This is a genomic window from Mycobacterium sp. OAS707 (assembly GCF_014873705.1).
Classification (GTDB): Bacteria; Actinomycetota; Actinomycetes; order Mycobacteriales; family Mycobacteriaceae; genus Mycobacterium.
On record NZ_JADBDS010000004.1, the window covers coordinates 300,225 to 317,951 of the forward strand.

Below are 17,727 nucleotides of genomic sequence, written 5' to 3' on the forward strand. Positions count from 1 at the left end.
CCTGTACGAGCGCTGTGCCCGTGGTGCGCACTTGCGGTCAGCGCATCGCTAGGCTGAGTACCGATGTCTCTGATCGTGCCGCCCTATCCCCCGCCTCGCTACACCGAGGACCAGCCCGAAGTCAGCGCGTGGCTTCGGCGCGGAGAGGAGGCGCCGGACTACGACTCGTTCGGCCTCGTCAAGTACCACTATCTGGCCAACCAACAGGCCACCGACGGCGACTACGGGCTGTATCGGGTGGAGATCGCGCCGCAGGGCGGCGGACCGGGCCCGCACTTTCACCGCGCGATGTCCGAGGCGTTCTTCGTGCTGTCGGGCACCATCAGGCTGTACGACGGCACCGACTGGATCGACGGGCATCCGAACGACTTCCTGTACGTGCCGCCCGGCGGCGTCCACGGTTTCCGCAACGAGGCCGAAGAACCGACGTCTATCTTGATGTTGTTCGCGCCCGGCGCGCCGCGTGAGCACTACTTCGAGGGCATGGCCAAGCTGGGCGAGATGTCCGACGACGAGCGCCGTGAGTGGTTCGCCAAGAACGACAACTTCTTCATCGAATAGCGGACGCCGCCAAGCGCTTTGCCAGATACGGTGCCGTACGGCTGCGTTTCGCACGAGCAACCTTCGCCGGTGGTCCTGCCGCGACGACGCGACCACCGTCACCACCGGCCCCCGGTCCCAGATCGATCACCCAGTCGGCATCCGCGACCATTCGCATGTCATGTTCGGCCACCACGACCGTATTGCCCGCGTCGACGAGTCGGTGCAGCTGACGATCGAGCAGATCCACATCGGCGGGGTGCAGACCGGTGGTCGGTTCGTCGAGGACGTAGAGCGTGTGACCGCGCCGCGGCCGCTGCAGTTCGGACGCCAGCTTGATGCGCTGGGCCTCGCCGCCGGACAGCTCGGTCGCGGGCTGTCCGAGACGTAGATATCCCAGCCCTACCTCTTGGAGTGTGGTCAGACTCCGAGCAGCAGGCGCAACGTCGGCGAGGAACTCCGCGGCCTCGTCGACCGTCATCGCGAGCACATCGGCGATGGTTCGATCCCGATACCGCACTTCCAGCGTCTGCTCGGAGTAGCGCGCGCCCTGGCACGTCGGACACGTGGCGTATGTGCCAGGCAGAAACAGCAGCTCCACCGAGACGAACCCCTCCCCTTGACAGGTCGGACACCGCCCTTCGGCGACGTTGAACGAAAACCTGCCCGCGGTCCAACCGCGACGCCGCGCCTTCGGGGTCGCGGCGAATTCGCGACGTACGGCGTCGAACAGGCCGGTGTAGGTCGCCAGCGTTGACCGCGGGGTACGTCCGATCGGTCGCTGGTCGACCGAAACCAATCGGTTGATCTCCTCGACTCCGTGGGCCGTCACGCCGATACTCGCGTCATGGTCGAGATCGACTATCCCAGTGCCGGATTCGTCATCGTCGGATTCGGCCGGCTCAGTGCAACGGCCCGTTCCGAGGTGGTTGTTCACGACGTCGCCGAGAACCTTGACGACGAGCGTCGACTTGCCTGAGCCCGACACACCGGTGACCGCGGTGTACACCCCGAGTGGCAGGTCCACGTCGAGGTCTTTCAGATTGTGGAAGTTGATGCCGCGCAACCGCAGCTGCCCGGTCTGCGTGCGAGGGTCACGAGTTGCCGGCTCCGCCCCGTCGAACAGGTACCTGCGAGTGACCGAAGCCTCGATGTCCGCGAGCCCGGGCACCGGCCCGCTGTAGAGTACGTCGCCGCCGAGCTCACCGGCCCCAGGGCCAACATCGACGATCCAATCGGCACGGCGTACGACGTCCATGTCGTGCTCGACCACGAACAACGAATTGCCCGCTCGCCGAAGACGATCGAGCACGACGAGCAGTGGTTCGGCATCGGCCGGGTGCAGACCGGCCGACGGCTCGTCGAGGACGTAAAGCACTCCGAAAAGGCCGGCTCGCAATTGAGTGGCCAACCGCAACCGCTGCAGTTCGCCCGGTGACACCGTCGGCGTGCGGCGACTGAGCGTCAGGTAGCCGAGACCGAGATCGATGAGTATCTGCAGGCGTGCAACAAGGTCAGCGGCGATCATGGTCGCCACTTCGGTCAGTTCACCGGATTCTGTGGACTCGTAGGCAGCGGCGCCGTCGGTGCGAGAAGCCGTGGGCTGCAGAGTATTTGCGAGCTCCGTCAACGGCATCGCCGCGTATTCCGCGATCGTACGCCCGGCGAATGTCACCTTCAGCGCCTCCGGCCGCAAGCCTGAACCGTCGCACACCGGGCAGTCGACACTGTCGACGAACTGCAGCACACGCCGACGCATCATCGCGCTGTGCGAGTTCGCCAACGTGTGACGGACGTGGCGTTCGGCGCTGGAAAACGTGCCGTTGTAGTAATAATCGGCCTGCACGGGATGCTGGCCCGGATCGATCTCGACAGTCGGCTGGTCTTCGGTGAACAAGATCCAATCCCGTTGTCGCTTAGGGAGCTTCCGCCACGGCTTGTCGATGTCATAGCCGAGGGTGACGAGGATGTCGCGTAGATTCTGGCCTTGCCAGGCGCCCGGCCATGCTGCGACCGCACCCTCTCGGATGGTCAGCGAAGGATCGGGTACCAGCGTCTCTTCGGTCACGCGGTGAATGCGTCCGAGCCCGTGGCATTCGGGGCACGCCCCGACCGCGGTGTTCGGGGAGAACGCGTCGGAGTCCAGTCGTTCCGTGGCGCCCCGCGGGTAGGTGCCTGCGCGGGAGAACAACATCCTCAGCAGGTTCGACAGGGTGGTGACGGTGCCGACCGTCGACCGTGACGTAGCCGAACCTCGGCGCTGCTGCAATGCGACGGCGGGCGGTAGCCCGGTGATGTCATCTACCTTCGGCGCGCCGGACGGCAACAGCAGGCGACGGGCATACGGAGCGACAGATTCGAAGTAGCGGCGCTGCGCCTCGGCGTAAATGGTGCCGAAGGCCAGCGAAGACTTCCCGGAACCGGAGATGCCGGTGAACGCCACCAGCGCGTCACGTGGTGCGACGACGTCGACGCCCCGTAGATTGTGTACGCGCGTCCCGTACACGCGTACGCAAGGGTCGATGTCGTCAGTGCTGCGGTAGGTCATTGCTGTCATCGTGGCCAACTGGGTACCCACCCTGACGCAGCGCAAGCCTGGTGTTTGCTGCTCGACGAGTGGCGTGGCCAGCTCGGTTACTTACGCCCTTGTCCGGAAATGGCCTCGTGATGCTGCCTGTCGCCGACCATCGGGCTAGCGCGTTGCCGGCCTGCGACACGTTCTCCAGTAGAGATGCGCGCGTGTAATCCCCTGCGCTAGGCTGCTGTCCGATCAGTGAGGAGCTTTGGGTGCCGGCTTTTGCAGCGCCCGACACCCAGGCTTTGCGGGGCTGGCAGCGTCGGGCATTGGTGCGGTATCTGGGTGCCAAACCCCGCGACTTCCTCGCCGTCGCGACCCCGGGGGCAGGTAAGACCGCGTTTGCCCTGCGCATCGCTGGAGAGCTGCTGGCCGACAACACCGTCGAGCGAATCACGGTCGTCGTGCCGACCGAACATCTCAAGACGCAGTGGGCGCAGGCCGCCGCCAGGGTCGGCATCGCGCTGGACCCGAAGTTCAGCAACTCGTCGGCGCAGACGTCGTCGGAGTACCACGGTGTCGTCGTCACCTATGCACAGGTGGCCAGCCATCCGACGCGGCACCGGGTGCGCACCGAGAACTACCGCACGCTCGTCATCTTCGACGAGATCCATCACGGCGGGGACGCGAAGAGTTGGGGCGACGCGATCCGCGAGGCCTACAACGACGCGACGCGGCGGCTTGCGCTGACGGGTACGCCGTTCCGCAGTGACGACAGCCCGATCCCGTTCGTCACCTACGAACCCGACGGCGACGGGCTGATGCGCTCGCTGGCCGATCACACCTACGGCTATGCCGAGGCGTTGGCCGATGGTGTGGTCCGGCCCGTCGTCTTTCTGGCCTACTCGGGTGAGGCGCGGTGGCGCGACAGCGCGGGTGAGGAACATGCCGCGCGCCTCGGTGAACCGCTGACCGCCGAGCAGACCGCCCGCGCGTGGCGCACCGCGCTGAATCCGGCAGGCGAGTGGATGCCGGCGGTTCTCGCTGCCGCCGACAAACGCCTGCAACAGAAGCGTCAGCACGTTCCCGATGCGGGCGGCATGGTCATCGCCTCCGATCAGACCGCTGCTCGCGCATACGCCGCGTTGCTCACCAAGATCACCGGTGAGGCGCCGACGGTCGTGCTGTCCGACGATCCCGGTTCCTCGGACCGCATCAGCCAGTTCTCGGCAGGAAGCAGTCGCTGGCTGGTCGCGGTGCGGATGGTGTCCGAGGGCGTCGACGTGCCGAGGCTCGCCGTCGGCGTGTACGCGACCAGCGCGTCGACGCCGCTGTTCTTCGCCCAGGCGATCGGACGGTTCGTCCGTACTCGCCAACCCGGTGAGACGGCGAGCATCTTCCTGCCGTCCGTGCCCAACCTGCTGTTGCTGGCCAGCGAGATGGAAGCCCAGCGCAACCACGTGCTCGGCAAGCCGCACCGCGAGGCCGAAGGCGACGAGGAGTACGTCGAGCGACGCAAGTCCGAGCCCGGTGATATGGACAACGGCTTCGAATCGCTTGGCGCCGACGCCGAGCTGGATCAGGTCATCTTCGACGGCTCCTCGTTCGGGACGGCGACGCCTGCCGGCAGCGAGGAGGAGGCCGACTACCTGGGTATCCCCGGCCTGCTCGACGCCGACCAGATGCGAGACCTGTTGCGGCGCAGGCAGGATGAACAATTGTCGAAGCGCACTGCGACGGGTGAGGTGCCGCGGCCGTCGACGCATGGACAGCTGCGCGAGTTGCGTCGTGAGCTCAACGCGTTGGTGTCGGTGGCCCACCACCGAACCGGCAAGCCGCACGGCTGGATTCACAACGAGCTGCGTCGGCTCTGCGGCGGGCCGCCGATTGCCGCCGCGACGACGGATCAGCTCAAGGCGCGCATCGAAGCGGTGCGCACGCTGCAGGCTTAGGCCAACTCCGCCAGATGCTTCAGCGAGTTGTCCAGATGCTGCCGGTCGAACGGCGGGAATCCGATGTGTTCGCGTGTTTCCGATGGGACATCCGACCAGTCGTAGGTCAACGTGACTTCGGTTTCCGCCGGGCCGACTGACGTCAGGTCATAGCGCCAGAGCCAACCACCGAACTCGAGATCGGCGTCGTCAGCACCCTGGCCGGGTAGCCATGCGATGGCGCGCGGCGGCTCGAAGACCTCGACTCTGTTGGCCATCTCGTAGAACTTGTCCGGGTGGTTCTCGTGGAACATCGTCATCCGGAAAACCTGACCGACGCCGGCCAGCGGCTTGCCATCCAGCGGCTCACGCACCCATCCGGTGCCGTCAATGGCCTGGTGCGTCGACGGGTCGGCCAGCACGTTGAAGACGTCCTGAACCGGCGCCTGGATTGTCAGCGTGGCAGTCATGCGTTCTTCGGTCATGTGAATAGAGACTCCGCGCATCCCGATAAGTAATCGCGCAAACCGACAATCCCGCATACGTTTTCCTCATGCCCGCCGACGCGCCGACAATCCTCGCGACTAGCGGAGGCCTGCGGGAAGGGCGGCGGACCCGATGGGAGTTCAGCGAGCTGACGGAATACGCGATCGAGTTGGCCGGCGTCACGGGACGCGCGCCGCGGATCTGTTTCGTCGCCACCGCGCTCGGTGACAATCCGACCGTCCTGCACTGGCTCACTGACGCCGCGCACGTGCGCGGGCTCGCCGCGTCGCACCTGACGCTGTTCCCGATGCCCAACGTCGACGACATCACCGCGCACCTGCTCGACCAGGATGTGGTGTGGGTGTTCGGCGGAAGCGTGGCGGGTCTGCTGGCGATGTGGCGGCTGCACGGTGTCGACGCGGCGATGCGAACCGCATGGCAGGCAGGCGTGGTGCTCACCGGCGTCTCCGCGGGATCGATCTGCTGGCACGTCGGAGGCACGACGGATTCGTTCGGACCGGATCTTCGGCCAGTCACCGACGGGCTCGCCCTCGTGCCGTATTCGAACGGCGTTCATTACGACTCCGAACCGCAGCGCCGCCCGTTGTTCCAACGCCTCGTCGGTGACGGCACCTTGCCGGCCGGATACGCCACCGATGACGGCGCGGGTGTGCTGTATCGCGGCACCGACTTTGTCGAAGCGTTCAGCGAACGTGATGGCGCCGCAGCGTATTTCGTCGATGCGGCCGACGAGACTCGACTCGACACCCGGCGGCTCTAGGACGCTGCCCGGGTCGGGGTTAGTTGTTGGTTGGTGGTGGTTGGTAGGGGTCATACCACCACCAGTCGGCGCGCTCGCCCAGCGGCCCGGTCCAGGGTGGGACATCGGGCGGGGGTTGGGTGGGTGGCGGGTCCGGTGAGGGTGATGACGCCGCGGTGATGCAGCCGGTGGTGATACGGACACAGCAGCACGAGGTTGTCCAGGTCGGTGGGGCCGCCGTTTTCCCAGTGCACCAGGTGATGGGCGTGCAGTCCGCGGGTGGCCCCACACCCGGGTACCGCACAGGCGGGGTGGCGATGTTCAAGGGCGCGGCGCAGCCGCCGATTGACCGTGCGGGTGGTGCGTCCGGCGCCGATCGGCTGGCCGTGGCGTTCGAACCAGACTTCGCAGGTGGCATCACAGGTCAGATACCGCCGATCGGCGTCGGTCAGCAGCGGCCCCAGGTGCAGGGCCGCGGTGTGGTCTTTGACGTCGAGGTGCGCGATCACGGTGGTGTGTTGTGCGTGGGGGCGGCGCGCGGCCTCGGCGTCCCAGCCGGCCTCCACCAGCCGCATGAACGCCTCACCCGTGGTCGGCGCCGGGGGCCGCTGCGCTGAATCGCCGCCGCTTCCGTGGTCGAGCTTGTACTCGGTGTAGAGGGCGTCGTGATGCGAGGCCAGTGCGGCGTCGAGCTTGGCCGACTCGATATGCGGCAGTCGGATGCGCCACGTGGTGAAGTGCTCATCAGAGCTCTTGGTGACCGAAACCTTCGGCTCCGGCGGAGGCTCGGGGTTGGGGTCGGGTCGGGGTTCGAGTTTGACCGCGGTGCGCAATTGGTTGACCGTCGCCACGGCCGCCAACTGCGCGTAATGCTCATCAGAGCCCGCACCCGCGGCGCCGGCGATGACGCCGACCTGATCCAGCGACAACCGGCCCTCGCGCATCGCTTCTGCGCAGCGCGGAAACTCGTCCAACCGGCCCGCGACCGTCGTAGTGGTCTTCGCGGTGGTCGAGGACAACCCCAGTCGCCAGGCCACCAACCCCGCCACCGAGCGTGCCTCGGTGGCACCCCACAACCCGTCGCGGTCGATCTCGGCGACGATCTCCACCACGCGCCCGTCGATGGCGTTGCGCTGCCCCGCCAACTCGGCCAACTCCCCAAACAGCACCTCAAGACGCTCTTTCGGAATCATCGCGGTCGCCGCCAAGGACATAACCCCATCATCACAAAGGGGTCCGACAAATTTCGGGCCGCAGCGTTAGAGCCCGAGGAGTTCCGGCAGATCGGCTACCGAGTCGATGACATGATTGGGCTGCATCGCGAATTCGTCTGCGGCCCAACGGTCCAGCGTGTCCTGGCGGAACTTGCCGGTGCGCACCAGCACCCCGGTCATCCCCACCACCTGCGCGGCCAGCACGTCGTTGTTGAGGTCGTCGCCAATCATGTACATCTCGTCTGCGTCGACGCCCAGCCTGCTCGCGGCGGCCAGAAAACCTTCGGGCGCAGGCTTGCCGACAGCGGTGGCCTTACGGCCGGAAGTCTCTTCCATTCCGATCAGGTACATGCCGGTGTCGACCCGCAAGCCGTCGGTGGTGGTCCACGCGGTGCTGCGATGCATTGCGACCACCGGCACTCCCTGCGCCATCCAGTCGTACACCCACGACAACGTCAGATGGCTGTACTCCGGGCCCGCCCCGCCCAGCAGCACCACATCGGGCGTCTCGGGTGCCTTCGGGCCGGCGAATTCGCTCGAATACGCGATGTCGATGCCAGGCATGTCCTCGGCGATCTGCCCGCTGTTGACCAAGAAGCACCGCGCATCGGGATAGCGGCTGCGGACATACTCCGCGGTGAGCACCGCAGCGGTGATGACCTCGTCGGCGCGCACCGCCATCCCGGCCTCGGTGAGGAGTCCGGCGATCTGCACACGGGTCCGCGTCGTGGTGTTGGTCAGGTACGAGCATGCAATCTGGTTGTCAGACAAAGTCCGCAATGTTTTCGATGCGCCCGCGATCGGCTTCCACGACGTCACCAGGACGCCGTCGATGTCGAACAGCACACCACCGATTGCCATGGCCCGACACTAAACGGCAAACGAATCAGCGCAACTCGGGGGCTACCCGAACTGCGCGAAGTACGGCCGCTCCTGCTTACCCTTCTCGACCAGGATGAAGACGACACCCCACGGGTCAGCGAACCATGTGGTGCGCACTCCTGCGATATCGGCGATTCCGTCGACAAGAAACTGAACTCCCTTGTCTTCCAGCATTTTCCGGGTGGAAACGACGTCGTCGCAGATCAGCCCGATGTGCGACAGCCCCGGGTCGGCCAGACCTGTCCGGGCCGTGTCGCCGCCGTCGGCACGCAGATACTCGATGACTTCGAGCACCCGGTCACCGTCGTCGCCGAAGCCTACGATCGCGGCTTTCATCGCAGGATCGGCCAACAATTCACCCATGTCGGCGCGGATGGCGTCACCGTCCATCACGTACGGCGGCGAAAGCACCGTGAATCCCAGCACGTCGCGGTAGTAAGCCACCGCCGCCTCACAGTCGGGAACGCAGACGCCGCTATGTGCCAGGCCCGTGATCATGTCCTCGATTCTGGCAGTTCAAGCCTTAGCCCATGCGTTGTCGGCGACCCACGGCGATGCGGCCGCTGCGATCGTCCACGCCAACTCGGCAGGAACGTCGATCACCCGGTAACGCTTCACTCCCGCTGCGGTCGCGGCGATCAACGTCGCGACGCCCGCACGGCGCTGCAGCAGCGTCTGGCGCACGGTCCATCCGATGATGCCCGCCGCCGCAATGCAGTCGCGGCGCCGATCCAGGCTGCCCGACCGTGCCACCAGCCACTCCGGATCCACCCGATGCCTGAGCGCCCGCGACCGGTCGACCGCCAACAGCACACAGCAGACCGTCAGCACCACCCACACCGGCCACCCCCAGATCGGTGTCGGCACCACGACCATCACGATCAGCAGCACCGCGGGCAGCGCCAACGCCCGCGTCCAGCGCCTGCGCGTCGCCGCGGCGCCGTGTGCCTGCAGCGGGCCGCTCACCGCGTCCGGGTTGGCGATCAACCCCGACAACACCGACTCAGCAGTCACGCGCGGGCATGGCGGCAGCAGCAACGACGCCTCGCCAGCCCCACCGACACCCGTCATCACCGCGTCCAGTCCGGCGCCCCCGAACAATCGCACCAACAGCGGCTCACGCAACGTGCCGCCGCGCAACCGCCGCATGTCGAAGGTGTGCTCGCGCAGCCGCAGCAGTCCATGCTCGAGGTGCAGCAGCTCCGCATCTCGGCGCAACACGAGATTTCCATACGTCACCAGCGACCGCAGCACCGACAACACCACCGAGGCGACGAGCACCACGACCGCGGCCACGCTCAGGCTTGCCGCGACTCCGAAGCGCTCCGCGGCCTCAACGCCAGACCGGGCCAGTCGCGAATCCTGCAGTGCCGCAATGGCACCCGCCTGATACACCAGGCCAACTGCCGCCGCGATCATCGCCAGTCCGGTGAAACTCAGCGGACTGTAACGCAACCAGGAAGGCTGCCAACGCGCCAACTCCCGGCCCGACGTTTCCTGCTCGATCGCAAGCGAATCCGCCAGCAGAATGGCGCGCAGCCGCGGCACTTGTCCGGCCTCGACCGCGTCGAGTGCGAACGCCGCGTCGCGCGTGGCTTCCTGGCCTGTGCCGAGCCGCAACACAGTCAGCCCGAGCAGTCGGTGCAACAGCCGAGCGTCGGTCGAAACAGAGCGAATCCTGTTGCGCGGCACCGAAAGAACCTTGCGCTGAAGCACGCCTTTACGCAGCCGCACTTCTTCGGCGTCGATCCGGTACGCGGTGGTGAACCACCGCGCCACGCCATAGCCGACGACGAGCGCGAGGCCGAACAGCGTCCACAGCGGATTGCCCGTCGCCGATCCGAGCACTACTGAGCCGATCAGCAGCGGTATCTGGCGCAGCACCTCGTGGACGGGATGCACCAACAGCATGCGTGGGCTGAGTCGTTGCCACACCTCACCGGTCACGTCGCGTCCTCCGCGCCGAGGGCCGCGATATCGGTCAGCTGTGCGACAACCCGTTCTGCCACATCGAAATCCAGCGCCACGATGCGCACCGCACCCGCCGACGACGCCGTCGTCACCGTCACATTGGCCAGCCCGAACAGCTGGTCCAGCGGGCCACGTTCGGTGTCGACGGTCTGCACCCGCGAGATCGGCGCGATCCGGTGCTCCTGCACCAGCCAGCCTGTCCGCGTATACACCGCCTTGGGGTCGATGTCCCAGCGGTGCACGCGGTATCGCCACACCGGGACCACCCCTACGAACAACACGATGCCCAACGCCGTGGCCATGGCCGCAGTCGCGTGTAACCACGGCAACCGGGGGCTGACGACGAACCAGACCAGCTGGCCCACCGCCAGCATCAGCCACGGGATCGCCGCGCCGATCGCCCAGACCAGCGGGGCCTTGCGACTCGGCCGGTTGGCCGGTTCGATCAGCTGCATCCCCACGACAACGAAACTAACCGTTAGGCCCTGAGTATGTTGAGGCCATGAGCAGCAAGTGGACCGCGGCCGACGTGCCGGATCAGACGGGCCGAGTCGCAATCGTGACGGGTGCGAATTCGGGCCTGGGCTTCGACACGGCGGCGGTATTGGCGGGCAAGGGTGCCCACGTCGTGCTCGCCGTGCGCAATCTCGCCAAAGGCAACGAGGCCGCAGATCGGATCAGGTCGAAGAATCCCAACGCAGAAGTCAGCCTCCAGGAGTTGGACCTGACGTCGCTGGACAGTATTCGCAACGCCGCCGATCAGTTGCGCGCCGACTATCCGCTCATCGACCTGCTGATCAACAACGCGGGCGTGATGTACGTGCCGACGCGCGAAACCACCAAAGACGGTTTCGAGATGCAATTCGGCACCAATCATCTCGGCGCCTTCGCGTTGACCGGTCAGCTGCTCGACAACCTGTTGCCGGTCGAGGGGTCGCGGGTCATCGCGGTCAGTAGCGTCGGCCACCGCATCCTGGCCCGGATCCATTTCGACGACTTGCAGTTGGAACGCAGATACAACCGCGTCGAGGCCTACGGCCAGTCCAAGCTCGCGAATCTGCTGTTCACCTATGAATTGCAGCGGCGGCTCGCCGCCAAGGGGACGCCCACAATCGCCGCGGTCGCCCATCCAGGTCTGTCGGACACCGAGTTGATGCGGCATCTGCCCAGCTTCATCCCTCCCTTCCTATGGCGTTCGTTCATGCAGCCCGCAGCGATGGGTGCGTTGCCGATCCTGCGCGTGGCCACCGACCCCGACGTGCAGGGCGGCCAGTATTACGGGCCCGACGGCATCGGCGAAACCAGAGGCCATCCGAAACTCGTTGAGTCCAGCGGTCAGTCGCATGACGAGGATCTTCAGCGGCGACTGTGGACGGTGTCCGAAGAACTCACCGGCGTGACGTTCCCCGTCTGATGCGCACCGTCGATGAACACCGGCGCGTCGTCGCCGGACTGATCACCGCCAAGCCTGCGGTCATGCTGCCGCTCACCGAGACGCTCGGCCTCGTATTGGCCGACGATGTGGTGGCGCCGCTCTCGCTGCCGGGGTTCGACAACTCGGCCATGGACGGGTACGCCGTGGTGGCCGACGACGTCGCTGCCGCGACACCCGAACAGCCCCTGCTGCTGCCCGTCGCCGAGGACATTCCGGCAGGCCGCACCGACCCGCTCACACTGAAACCCGGTACGGCACACCGCATCATGACCGGCGCGCCCCTGCCGACAGGGGCGACCGCGGTGGTGCCGGTCGAGGCGACCGACGGTGCGACCGACACGGTGGCCATCCGCACCAGCGCGAAACAAGGTCAGCATGTCCGCCGCGCCGGCGAGGACGTCACGGCGGGTACTACGGTGTTGCACGCGGGCCAGGTACTCACGCCGGCGGCGCTGGGCCTGGCCGCTGCGCTGGGCTTGGGCGAGCTGAAAGTTGTTCCCCCGCAACGGGTCTTGGTGATGTCGACCGGCACCGAGCTGGTGGCTCCCGGCACCCCGTTGCAGCCGGGACAGATCTACGAGTCCAACGCCGTGATGCTGGCCGCTGCCGTGCGTGACGCAGGCGCGGTCGTTGTCGCCTCGCCGATGGTCGGCGACGACGTGGACGCGTTCCGCAACGCGCTCGATGCACATGTCGGTGACGCCGACCTGATCATCACGACGGGTGGTGTGAGCGCGGGCGCCTACGAGGTGGTCAAGGATTCGCTCGGCGGCGAGGTCGACTTCGTCAAGGTGGCGATGCAGCCGGGCATGCCGCAGGGTGCGGGATCGGTGAACGGCGTGCCGATCATCACGCTGCCCGGCAACCCGGTCAGCGCGCTGGTGTCGTTCGAGGTGTTCATTCGCGAACCGCTGCGCGCCGCGATGGGACTGCCGAATCCGGAGCGGCCGCGGCGAACGGCGGTACTGGCCGAGGACCTCACCTCCCCCCGCGGCAAGCGGCAGTTCCGCCGCGGAGTGCTCGACCGCGACGCTGGAACGGTCACCAGCTACGGACCGCCGGCATCACACCATCTTCGCTGGCTGGCCTCGGCCAACTGCCTGCTGGAGATCAACGAGGACGTCGCCGAGGTGGCCGCCGGGTCGACCGTGCACGTGTGGGACTTGGCCTAAGCCCTCTCGGCGAAAGGGGCCGCCCGTAGAATCGCTGCACGATGGCCAGACGCCCCGACCTCAAATCCGGCCCCGAGCGGCTCGCGGCGCTGGTGCGCACCACCATTCCGCCGATGCACGCTGCAGGGCTGCCCTTCGTTGGCGCCAGCCTGGCGCTCGCCGCGCTGGGACGCAAGCGCCCATGGCTGCGCAGAGCCGGTCTCGCCTCGGCGGCCGCGAATGCAGCGTTCTTCCGGCATCCGCCGCGGGTGCCACCCACCCGGCCGGGACTCATCGTCGCGCCCGCGGACGGGCTGATCTGTCTGATCGAGGAGGCGCTGCCGCCTGCCGAACTCGGCCTGCCCGCAACGCCGTTGCCGCGCATCAGCATCTTCCTGTCGATCTTCGACGCCCACGTGCAGCGGGCGCCGATCAGCGGCGAGGTGGTCTCGGTCGTGCACCGGCCGGGGGCGTTCGGCTCGGCCGAACTCGAGGCCGCCAGCGAGGACAACGAACGCAACAGCGTGCTGATCCGCACGGCCGAAGGCGCCGAAGTGATCGCCGTGCAGATCGCGGGCCTGGTGGCGCGGCGCATCGTGTGTGAGGCGAAGGTCGGCGACAAGCTGACCATCGGCGACACCTACGGCCTGATCCGCTACGGGTCCCGGCTGGACACCTATCTCCCCGCAGGCTCGAACATCCTGGTGTCTACCGGGCAGCGGGCGCTGGCCGGCGAAACCGTATTGGCCGAGCTGCCGTGAGACCGCGCATCAAGGCGCCCGTCGTAAGCCTGCGCATTCTGCCAAGCGCAATGACGGTGGCAGCCATCTGCCTTGGCTTGACGTCGGTGAAGATGGCGCTGGACAACCGGCCCACCGAGGCGATGGCGTTTCTGGCGGTGGCCGCGATCCTCGACGCGCTCGACGGGCGCATCGCCAGGATCCTGAAGGTCACGTCGCGGATGGGCGAGGAGATCGACTCGCTGGCCGATGCGGTGAATTTCGGTGTGGCACCGGCGTTTATCGTCTACGGCACCCTGCTCTCACACTCGCGGGTCGGCTGGATCGTGGTGCTGGTCTACTCCGTGTGCATCGTGTTGCGGCTGGCGCGCTTCAACGCGATGCTCGACGTCGACAAGCCTGCCTACGAGAAGGAGTACTTCGTCGGCATGCCTGCCCCGGCAGGAGCGATCGGCGCAATCGGGCCGCTGGCCGCCAAGATGCAGTTCGGCGAGGGCTGGTGGACCTCGGAGGCGGCGGTCATCATCTGGATGATCGGCGTCTCGCTGCTGGTCGTCAGCACCCTGCCGATGCGCAAGATCCACACGTTCTCGGTGTCGCCCAACATGGTTCCGCTGCTGCTGCTCGGGGTGGCCGTCCTGGTGGCGGCGTCAATCTTCTACGGCTATCTGACAATCCTGGCGATCATCGCGGCATACGTCATCCACATCCCGTTCGCGATCCGGACTCGACGCTTCCTTGCCGAACATCCGGAGGTATGGGACGACAAACCCCGGCAGCAACGCGCGGCGCGCCGGGCGATCCGACGTGCGTCGCAGCCCCAGCGCCGCCGGTCCAATCTGCGACTTGGACTGCGCAGGCCCGGTCGCTGACATGACGCAGAGCGAAGCCGCGGAGGATCCTCCGCTGAGCCATCTGCGTCTCACCGCGCGACTGAACACGTCGGCGCTCGACGCACGCAGAGGCGTCGTTCGGTTGCACCCGGAAGCCATTGCAGCCCTTGGCATTCGCGAGTGGGATGCGGTATCCCTGACGGGTTCGCGAACCACCGCCGCGGTCGCAGGGCTGGCGCCGGGCGGGACGCCTGCCGGGACTGCACTGCTGGACGATGTGACGCTGTCCAACGCCGGACTGCGCGAGGACACCACGGTGATCGTCTCGGCGGTCACCGTCTACGGCGCACGATCGGTGACGGTGGCCGGCTCCAAACTTGCCACGCAGTCGATTTCGTCGGCGACGCTGCGTCAGGCTCTACTTGGCAAGGTGATGACTGTCGGCGACACGGTGTCACTGTTGCCGCGCGATCTCGGGCCCGACATTCCGACGTCGGCCGCCACCGCGGCGCTGGCATCGTCGGTGGGCATCACCTGGACGTCGGAGTTGTTGACGGTCACCGGTGTCGATCCGGCTGGACCCGTTAGCGTGCAACCGAACTCGGTGGTGAGTTGGGGTGACGGGGTTGCGCCGGTTGCGCCCGCAACGGCGGGCCAGCACACGGTGTCCACCCCGAAGAAGGCGGCGACGGTCAACATCGACGACCTGAAGGGTTCGCACGCCCAGGCTTCGCGGCTCACCGAATGGCTCAAGCTTGCGCTCGACCAGCCCGAGCTGCTCGAAACTCTGGGCGCCACATCCAATCTCGGCGTGCTGGTGTCCGGGCCGGCCGGCGTCGGCAAGGCCGCCTTGGTGCGGGCGGTGTGCGCCGATCGGCGACTGGTCGAGCTCGACGGCCCCGAGGTGGGCTCGCTGCGTGCTGAAGACCGACTGCAGAGCGTGTCGTCCGCCGTGGCCACTGTGCGCGACGGTGGTGGCGTGCTGCTCATCACGGACATCGACGCGCTGCTGCCGGCTACTGCGGAACCCGTTGCAACGCTGATCCTTACCGAACTCCGCAATGCGGTGGCCACCCGGGGCGTCGCGTTCATCGCAACAACGCAGCGGCCCGACGGAATCGATCCGCGGTTGCGGGCGCCCGACCTGTGCGACCGTGAACTCGGCCTGAGCCTGCCCGACGGCGCGGTCCGCAAGCAGCTGCTCGAGGTGCTGTTGCGCGACGTGCCTGCCGCCGACCTCAGTCTCGACGAAATTGCCGATCGCACACCGGGTTTCGTCGTCGCTGACCTTTCAGCGCTGGTGCGGGAGGCCGCGTTGCGGGCCGCGTCGCGAGCCAGCGCAGACGGTAAGCCGCCAGTGTTGACGCAGGACGATCTCATCGGCGCGACGACCGTCATCCGACCGCTGTCACGTTCGGCGACCGAAGAGGTTTCGGTCGGATCGGTGACGCTCGACGACGTCGGCGATATGGCAGAGACCAAGCAGGCGCTGACTGAGACGGTGTTGTGGCCGCTGCAACATCCGGACACCTTCCAGCGCCTCGGTGTTGCACCGCCGCGGGGAGTTCTGCTCTACGGCCCACCCGGCTGCGGCAAGACGTTCGTGGTGCGTGCACTGGCCAGTTCGGGGCGGCTGTCGGTACACGCGGTCAAGGGTGCCGAACTGATGGACAAGTGGGTCGGCTCGTCGGAAAAGGCGGTGCGCGAACTGTTTCAGCGTGCCCGCGATTCGGCGCCATCGCTGATTTTTCTCGACGAGATCGACGCGCTCGCGCCGCGGCGCGGGCAGAGCTTCGACTCCGGGGTCACGGACCGCGTAGTCGCAGCGCTGTTGACCGAACTCGACGGCATCGAGCCGCTGCGCGACGTGGTGGTGCTCGGCGCGACGAACCGCCCGGAACTGATCGACCCCGCGCTGCTGCGGCCGGGCCGGCTCGAGAAGCTGGTGTTCGTCGAGCCGCCCGATGCAGCTGCCCGTCGCGAAATCCTGCGCACCGCAGGCAAATCCATCCCGCTGTCCGCTGACGTCGACCTGAACGTGCTGGCCGGTGAGCTGGAGGGCTACAGCGCAGCGGACTGCGTGGCTCTGTTGCGCGAGGCGGCGCTGACAGCGATGCGGCGCTCGATCGACGCGGCCGACGTAACAGCTGCCGACGTCGCGAAGGCTCGCGAAAACGTCCGGCCGTCGCTGGACCCCGCGCAAGTGGAGTCGCTGCGGGCATTCTCGGCGGCACGCTGAGTTGAGGCCGCCATGCCACTTACGTGTTCCATCGCCGAGTTCGACACCAGGGCTGTGGTTTATGGCGTAGCGGCGAGATTCAACAGCCCTGCTGCAGAAATCGCGCGTAGCACCGTGGCGCGACTCCTAGGCTGAGTGAGTGGCTCGCTCAACCGGTCGAGCACGTGGGTTCGACCGCAGTGCCGGGTCGGGCGTCCAAACCGATCGTCGACATCCTTGCTCCGATCACCTCGCTGATGGATGCGCAGGCGGCGGTGCCACTGCTCGAAGAGGATGGGTGGCGTCACTGGCCCTCCGATCCGAACGGGTCGTGGCGATCTTGGTTCCTACGACCGCGACCCGAGGCTCGCACCCATCACCTTTATCTCATCCAGTACGACCATCCGCGCGTGGCAGAACTTCGTGCGTTTCGCGATGCACTGCGCGCCGACGGCTCGCTTCGCGACCGTTACGAGGCGCTGAAACGCAACTTGGCGAACGAGTTTCGCGACGATCGCGAGGCATACACCAATGCCAAGGCTGGCTTTGTCGCGGATGTGTTACGCGTGTTCCGCTAGCGCGGCGAGGCGCTCGATCGATGCCAGCAGTTTGTCTGCGGTGGTGTCACGCGCGCGCGGCAGTCGCTTCTCGTCGGTCAGCGCCGACCAGTCGTAGGTGTGGGTGACCCGCGTGCGTGAGTCGTCGACGGGTTCGAGCTCCCATCGCCACAAGTGACCCGGCGGCAGCTTGCCCGGTTCCGAGGGCCGCCATGCGATGAGCCTGCCCTCCTCGAATTCGACGACGTGATTCGTCCGATCGCTGCCCATCGTCAGCGTCATCGTGAACACGTCGCCCACTGTCCGCACACGTTGACCGACGGGTGCTTCGGCGAGGTTGTCATTGCCATCCCATCGCGGCTGCTGCGATGGATCGGCGATCAGTTCGAAGATCTTGTCCGCTGGGGCCGCGATCACCCGGCTCGCGCTGACGACCTTGGTAGTCACGATCCGATTCAACAACATCTTGACAGTGACTAGTTGCAAGCGCATAG

16 protein-coding genes and 1 pseudogene are annotated in these 17,727 nt (G+C 66.7%); 9 read left to right on the forward strand and 8 right to left on the reverse strand.

Going from position 1 to position 17,727, the window contains the following annotated elements:
* The first annotated feature begins 63 nt into the window (after positions 1-63).
* The gene (locus GGC64_RS26550; RefSeq protein WP_192725572.1) at positions 64-561 is read left to right on the forward strand and encodes a cupin domain-containing protein; all 498 of its coding nucleotides are present in this window, start codon (positions 64-66) and stop codon (positions 559-561) included.
* Here the strand turns inward: GGC64_RS26550 and GGC64_RS26555 are convergent.
* Positions 551-3,097: an excinuclease ABC subunit UvrA gene (locus tag GGC64_RS26555; RefSeq protein ID WP_192725573.1), complete on the reverse strand. Its 2,547-nt coding sequence runs from the start codon at positions 3,095-3,097 to the stop codon at positions 551-553. The two genes, GGC64_RS26550 and GGC64_RS26555, sit on opposite strands and share 11 nt — an antisense overlap.
* Before the next feature lie 230 nt (positions 3,098-3,327).
* Here GGC64_RS26555 and GGC64_RS26560 point away from each other — a divergent pair, with 230 nt between their 5' ends.
* Positions 3,328-5,007: a DEAD/DEAH box helicase gene (locus tag GGC64_RS26560; protein WP_192725574.1), complete on the forward strand. Its 1,680-nt coding sequence runs from the start codon at positions 3,328-3,330 to the stop codon at positions 5,005-5,007.
* On the opposite strand, the gene GGC64_RS26565 is transcribed toward GGC64_RS26560, so the two are convergent.
* The gene (locus GGC64_RS26565; RefSeq protein ID WP_192725575.1) at positions 5,004-5,471 is read right to left on the reverse strand and encodes an SRPBCC family protein; all 468 of its coding nucleotides are present in this window, start codon (positions 5,469-5,471) and stop codon (positions 5,004-5,006) included. The genes GGC64_RS26560 and GGC64_RS26565 overlap by 4 nt on opposite strands.
* Positions 5,472-5,539: 68 nt before the next feature.
* Between GGC64_RS26565 and GGC64_RS26570 the strand changes: the two genes are divergently transcribed.
* The gene (locus tag GGC64_RS26570; protein WP_192725576.1) at positions 5,540-6,253 is read left to right on the forward strand and encodes a peptidase E; all 714 of its coding nucleotides are present in this window, start codon (positions 5,540-5,542) and stop codon (positions 6,251-6,253) included.
* Positions 6,254-6,272: 19 nt separating this feature from the next.
* Here the strand turns inward: GGC64_RS26570 and GGC64_RS26575 are convergent.
* From GGC64_RS26575 to GGC64_RS26595, 5 genes and pseudogenes are all read right to left on the reverse strand, one after another.
* Positions 6,273-7,446 (reverse strand): annotated as a pseudogene (locus GGC64_RS26575) (HNH endonuclease signature motif containing protein).
* A 45-nt stretch (positions 7,447-7,491) separates the two neighbouring features.
* Positions 7,492-8,307 (reverse strand): HAD-IIA family hydrolase, encoded by an 816-nt coding sequence (locus GGC64_RS26580; RefSeq protein WP_192725577.1) that lies wholly within the window; start codon positions 8,305-8,307, stop codon positions 7,492-7,494.
* A gap of 42 nt (positions 8,308-8,349) precedes the next feature.
* Positions 8,350-8,826: a VOC family protein gene (locus GGC64_RS26585; protein ID WP_192725578.1), complete on the reverse strand. Its 477-nt coding sequence runs from the start codon at positions 8,824-8,826 to the stop codon at positions 8,350-8,352.
* Positions 8,827-8,844: 18 nt separating this feature from the next.
* Positions 8,845-10,239 (reverse strand): PH domain-containing protein, encoded by a 1,395-nt coding sequence (locus tag GGC64_RS26590; protein ID WP_192725940.1) that lies wholly within the window; start codon positions 10,237-10,239, stop codon positions 8,845-8,847.
* A gap of 32 nt (positions 10,240-10,271) precedes the next feature.
* Positions 10,272-10,754, reverse strand: a complete 483-nt coding sequence (locus tag GGC64_RS26595; RefSeq protein WP_192725939.1) for a PH domain-containing protein — start codon at positions 10,752-10,754, stop codon at positions 10,272-10,274.
* Between the two features lie 47 nt (positions 10,755-10,801).
* On the opposite strand from GGC64_RS26595, the gene GGC64_RS26600 reads away from it, so the two are divergent.
* The 6 genes from GGC64_RS26600 (at position 10,802) to GGC64_RS26625 (ending at position 17,254) form a co-directional block, all read left to right on the forward strand.
* Positions 10,802-11,713 carry an SDR family NAD(P)-dependent oxidoreductase gene (locus GGC64_RS26600; protein WP_192725579.1) on the forward strand — a complete coding sequence of 304 codons (912 nt, stop codon included), beginning with the start codon at positions 10,802-10,804 and terminating at the stop codon, positions 11,711-11,713.
* Positions 11,713-12,906, forward strand: coding sequence for a gephyrin-like molybdotransferase Glp (gene glp, locus GGC64_RS26605; protein ID WP_192725580.1), 1,194 nt, complete (start codon positions 11,713-11,715; stop codon positions 12,904-12,906). Before GGC64_RS26600 ends, glp begins: the two co-directional genes overlap by 1 nt.
* Positions 12,907-12,947: 41 nt before the next feature.
* Positions 12,948-13,646: a phosphatidylserine decarboxylase gene (locus GGC64_RS26610; protein WP_192725581.1), complete on the forward strand. Its 699-nt coding sequence runs from the start codon at positions 12,948-12,950 to the stop codon at positions 13,644-13,646.
* Positions 13,643-14,497 (forward strand): CDP-diacylglycerol--serine O-phosphatidyltransferase, encoded by an 855-nt coding sequence (gene pssA, locus GGC64_RS26615; protein WP_192725582.1) that lies wholly within the window; start codon positions 13,643-13,645, stop codon positions 14,495-14,497. Before GGC64_RS26610 ends, pssA begins: the two co-directional genes overlap by 4 nt.
* Before the next feature lies 1 nt (position 14,498).
* Positions 14,499-16,697 carry an AAA family ATPase gene (locus GGC64_RS26620; protein WP_192725583.1) on the forward strand — a complete coding sequence of 733 codons (2,199 nt, stop codon included), beginning with the start codon at positions 14,499-14,501 and terminating at the stop codon, positions 16,695-16,697.
* A 131-nt stretch (positions 16,698-16,828) separates the two neighbouring features.
* The gene (locus tag GGC64_RS26625; RefSeq protein WP_192725941.1) at positions 16,829-17,254 is read left to right on the forward strand and encodes a GrpB family protein; all 426 of its coding nucleotides are present in this window, start codon (positions 16,829-16,831) and stop codon (positions 17,252-17,254) included.
* Here GGC64_RS26625 and GGC64_RS26630 read toward each other — a convergent pair.
* A complete protein-coding gene (locus GGC64_RS26630; RefSeq protein WP_192725584.1) occupies positions 17,237-17,725 on the reverse strand; it encodes an SRPBCC family protein in 489 nt (162 codons plus the stop codon). The two genes, GGC64_RS26625 and GGC64_RS26630, sit on opposite strands and share 18 nt — an antisense overlap.
* Between the last annotated feature and the right edge of the window lie 2 nt (positions 17,726-17,727).

Bases quoted from the DNA above. Each gene is read 5' to 3' on its own strand.
- GGC64_RS26550 (WP_192725572.1), top strand. From the start codon at position 64: ATGTCTCTGATCGTGCCGCCCTATCCCCCGCCTCGCTACACCGAGGAC.
- GGC64_RS26555 (WP_192725573.1), bottom strand. From the start codon at position 3,097: ATGACAGCAATGACCTACCGCAGCACTGACGACATCGACCCTTGCGTA.
- GGC64_RS26565 (WP_192725575.1), bottom strand. From the start codon at position 5,471: ATGACCGAAGAACGCATGACTGCCACGCTGACAATCCAGGCGCCGGTT.
- GGC64_RS26570 (WP_192725576.1), top strand. From the start codon at position 5,540: ATGCCCGCCGACGCGCCGACAATCCTCGCGACTAGCGGAGGCCTGCGG.
- GGC64_RS26580 (WP_192725577.1), bottom strand. From the start codon at position 8,307: ATGGCAATCGGTGGTGTGCTGTTCGACATCGACGGCGTCCTGGTGACG.
- GGC64_RS26585 (WP_192725578.1), bottom strand. From the start codon at position 8,826: ATGATCACGGGCCTGGCACATAGCGGCGTCTGCGTTCCCGACTGTGAG.
- GGC64_RS26590 (WP_192725940.1), bottom strand. From the start codon at position 10,239: ATGCTGTTGGTGCATCCCGTCCACGAGGTGCTGCGCCAGATACCGCTG.
- GGC64_RS26595 (WP_192725939.1), bottom strand. From the start codon at position 10,754: ATGCAGCTGATCGAACCGGCCAACCGGCCGAGTCGCAAGGCCCCGCTG.
- GGC64_RS26600 (WP_192725579.1), top strand. From the start codon at position 10,802: ATGAGCAGCAAGTGGACCGCGGCCGACGTGCCGGATCAGACGGGCCGA.
- glp (WP_192725580.1), top strand. From the start codon at position 11,713: ATGCGCACCGTCGATGAACACCGGCGCGTCGTCGCCGGACTGATCACC.
- GGC64_RS26610 (WP_192725581.1), top strand. From the start codon at position 12,948: ATGGCCAGACGCCCCGACCTCAAATCCGGCCCCGAGCGGCTCGCGGCG.
- GGC64_RS26620 (WP_192725583.1), top strand. From the start codon at position 14,499: ATGACGCAGAGCGAAGCCGCGGAGGATCCTCCGCTGAGCCATCTGCGT.
- GGC64_RS26630 (WP_192725584.1), bottom strand. From the start codon at position 17,725: ATGCGCTTGCAACTAGTCACTGTCAAGATGTTGTTGAATCGGATCGTG.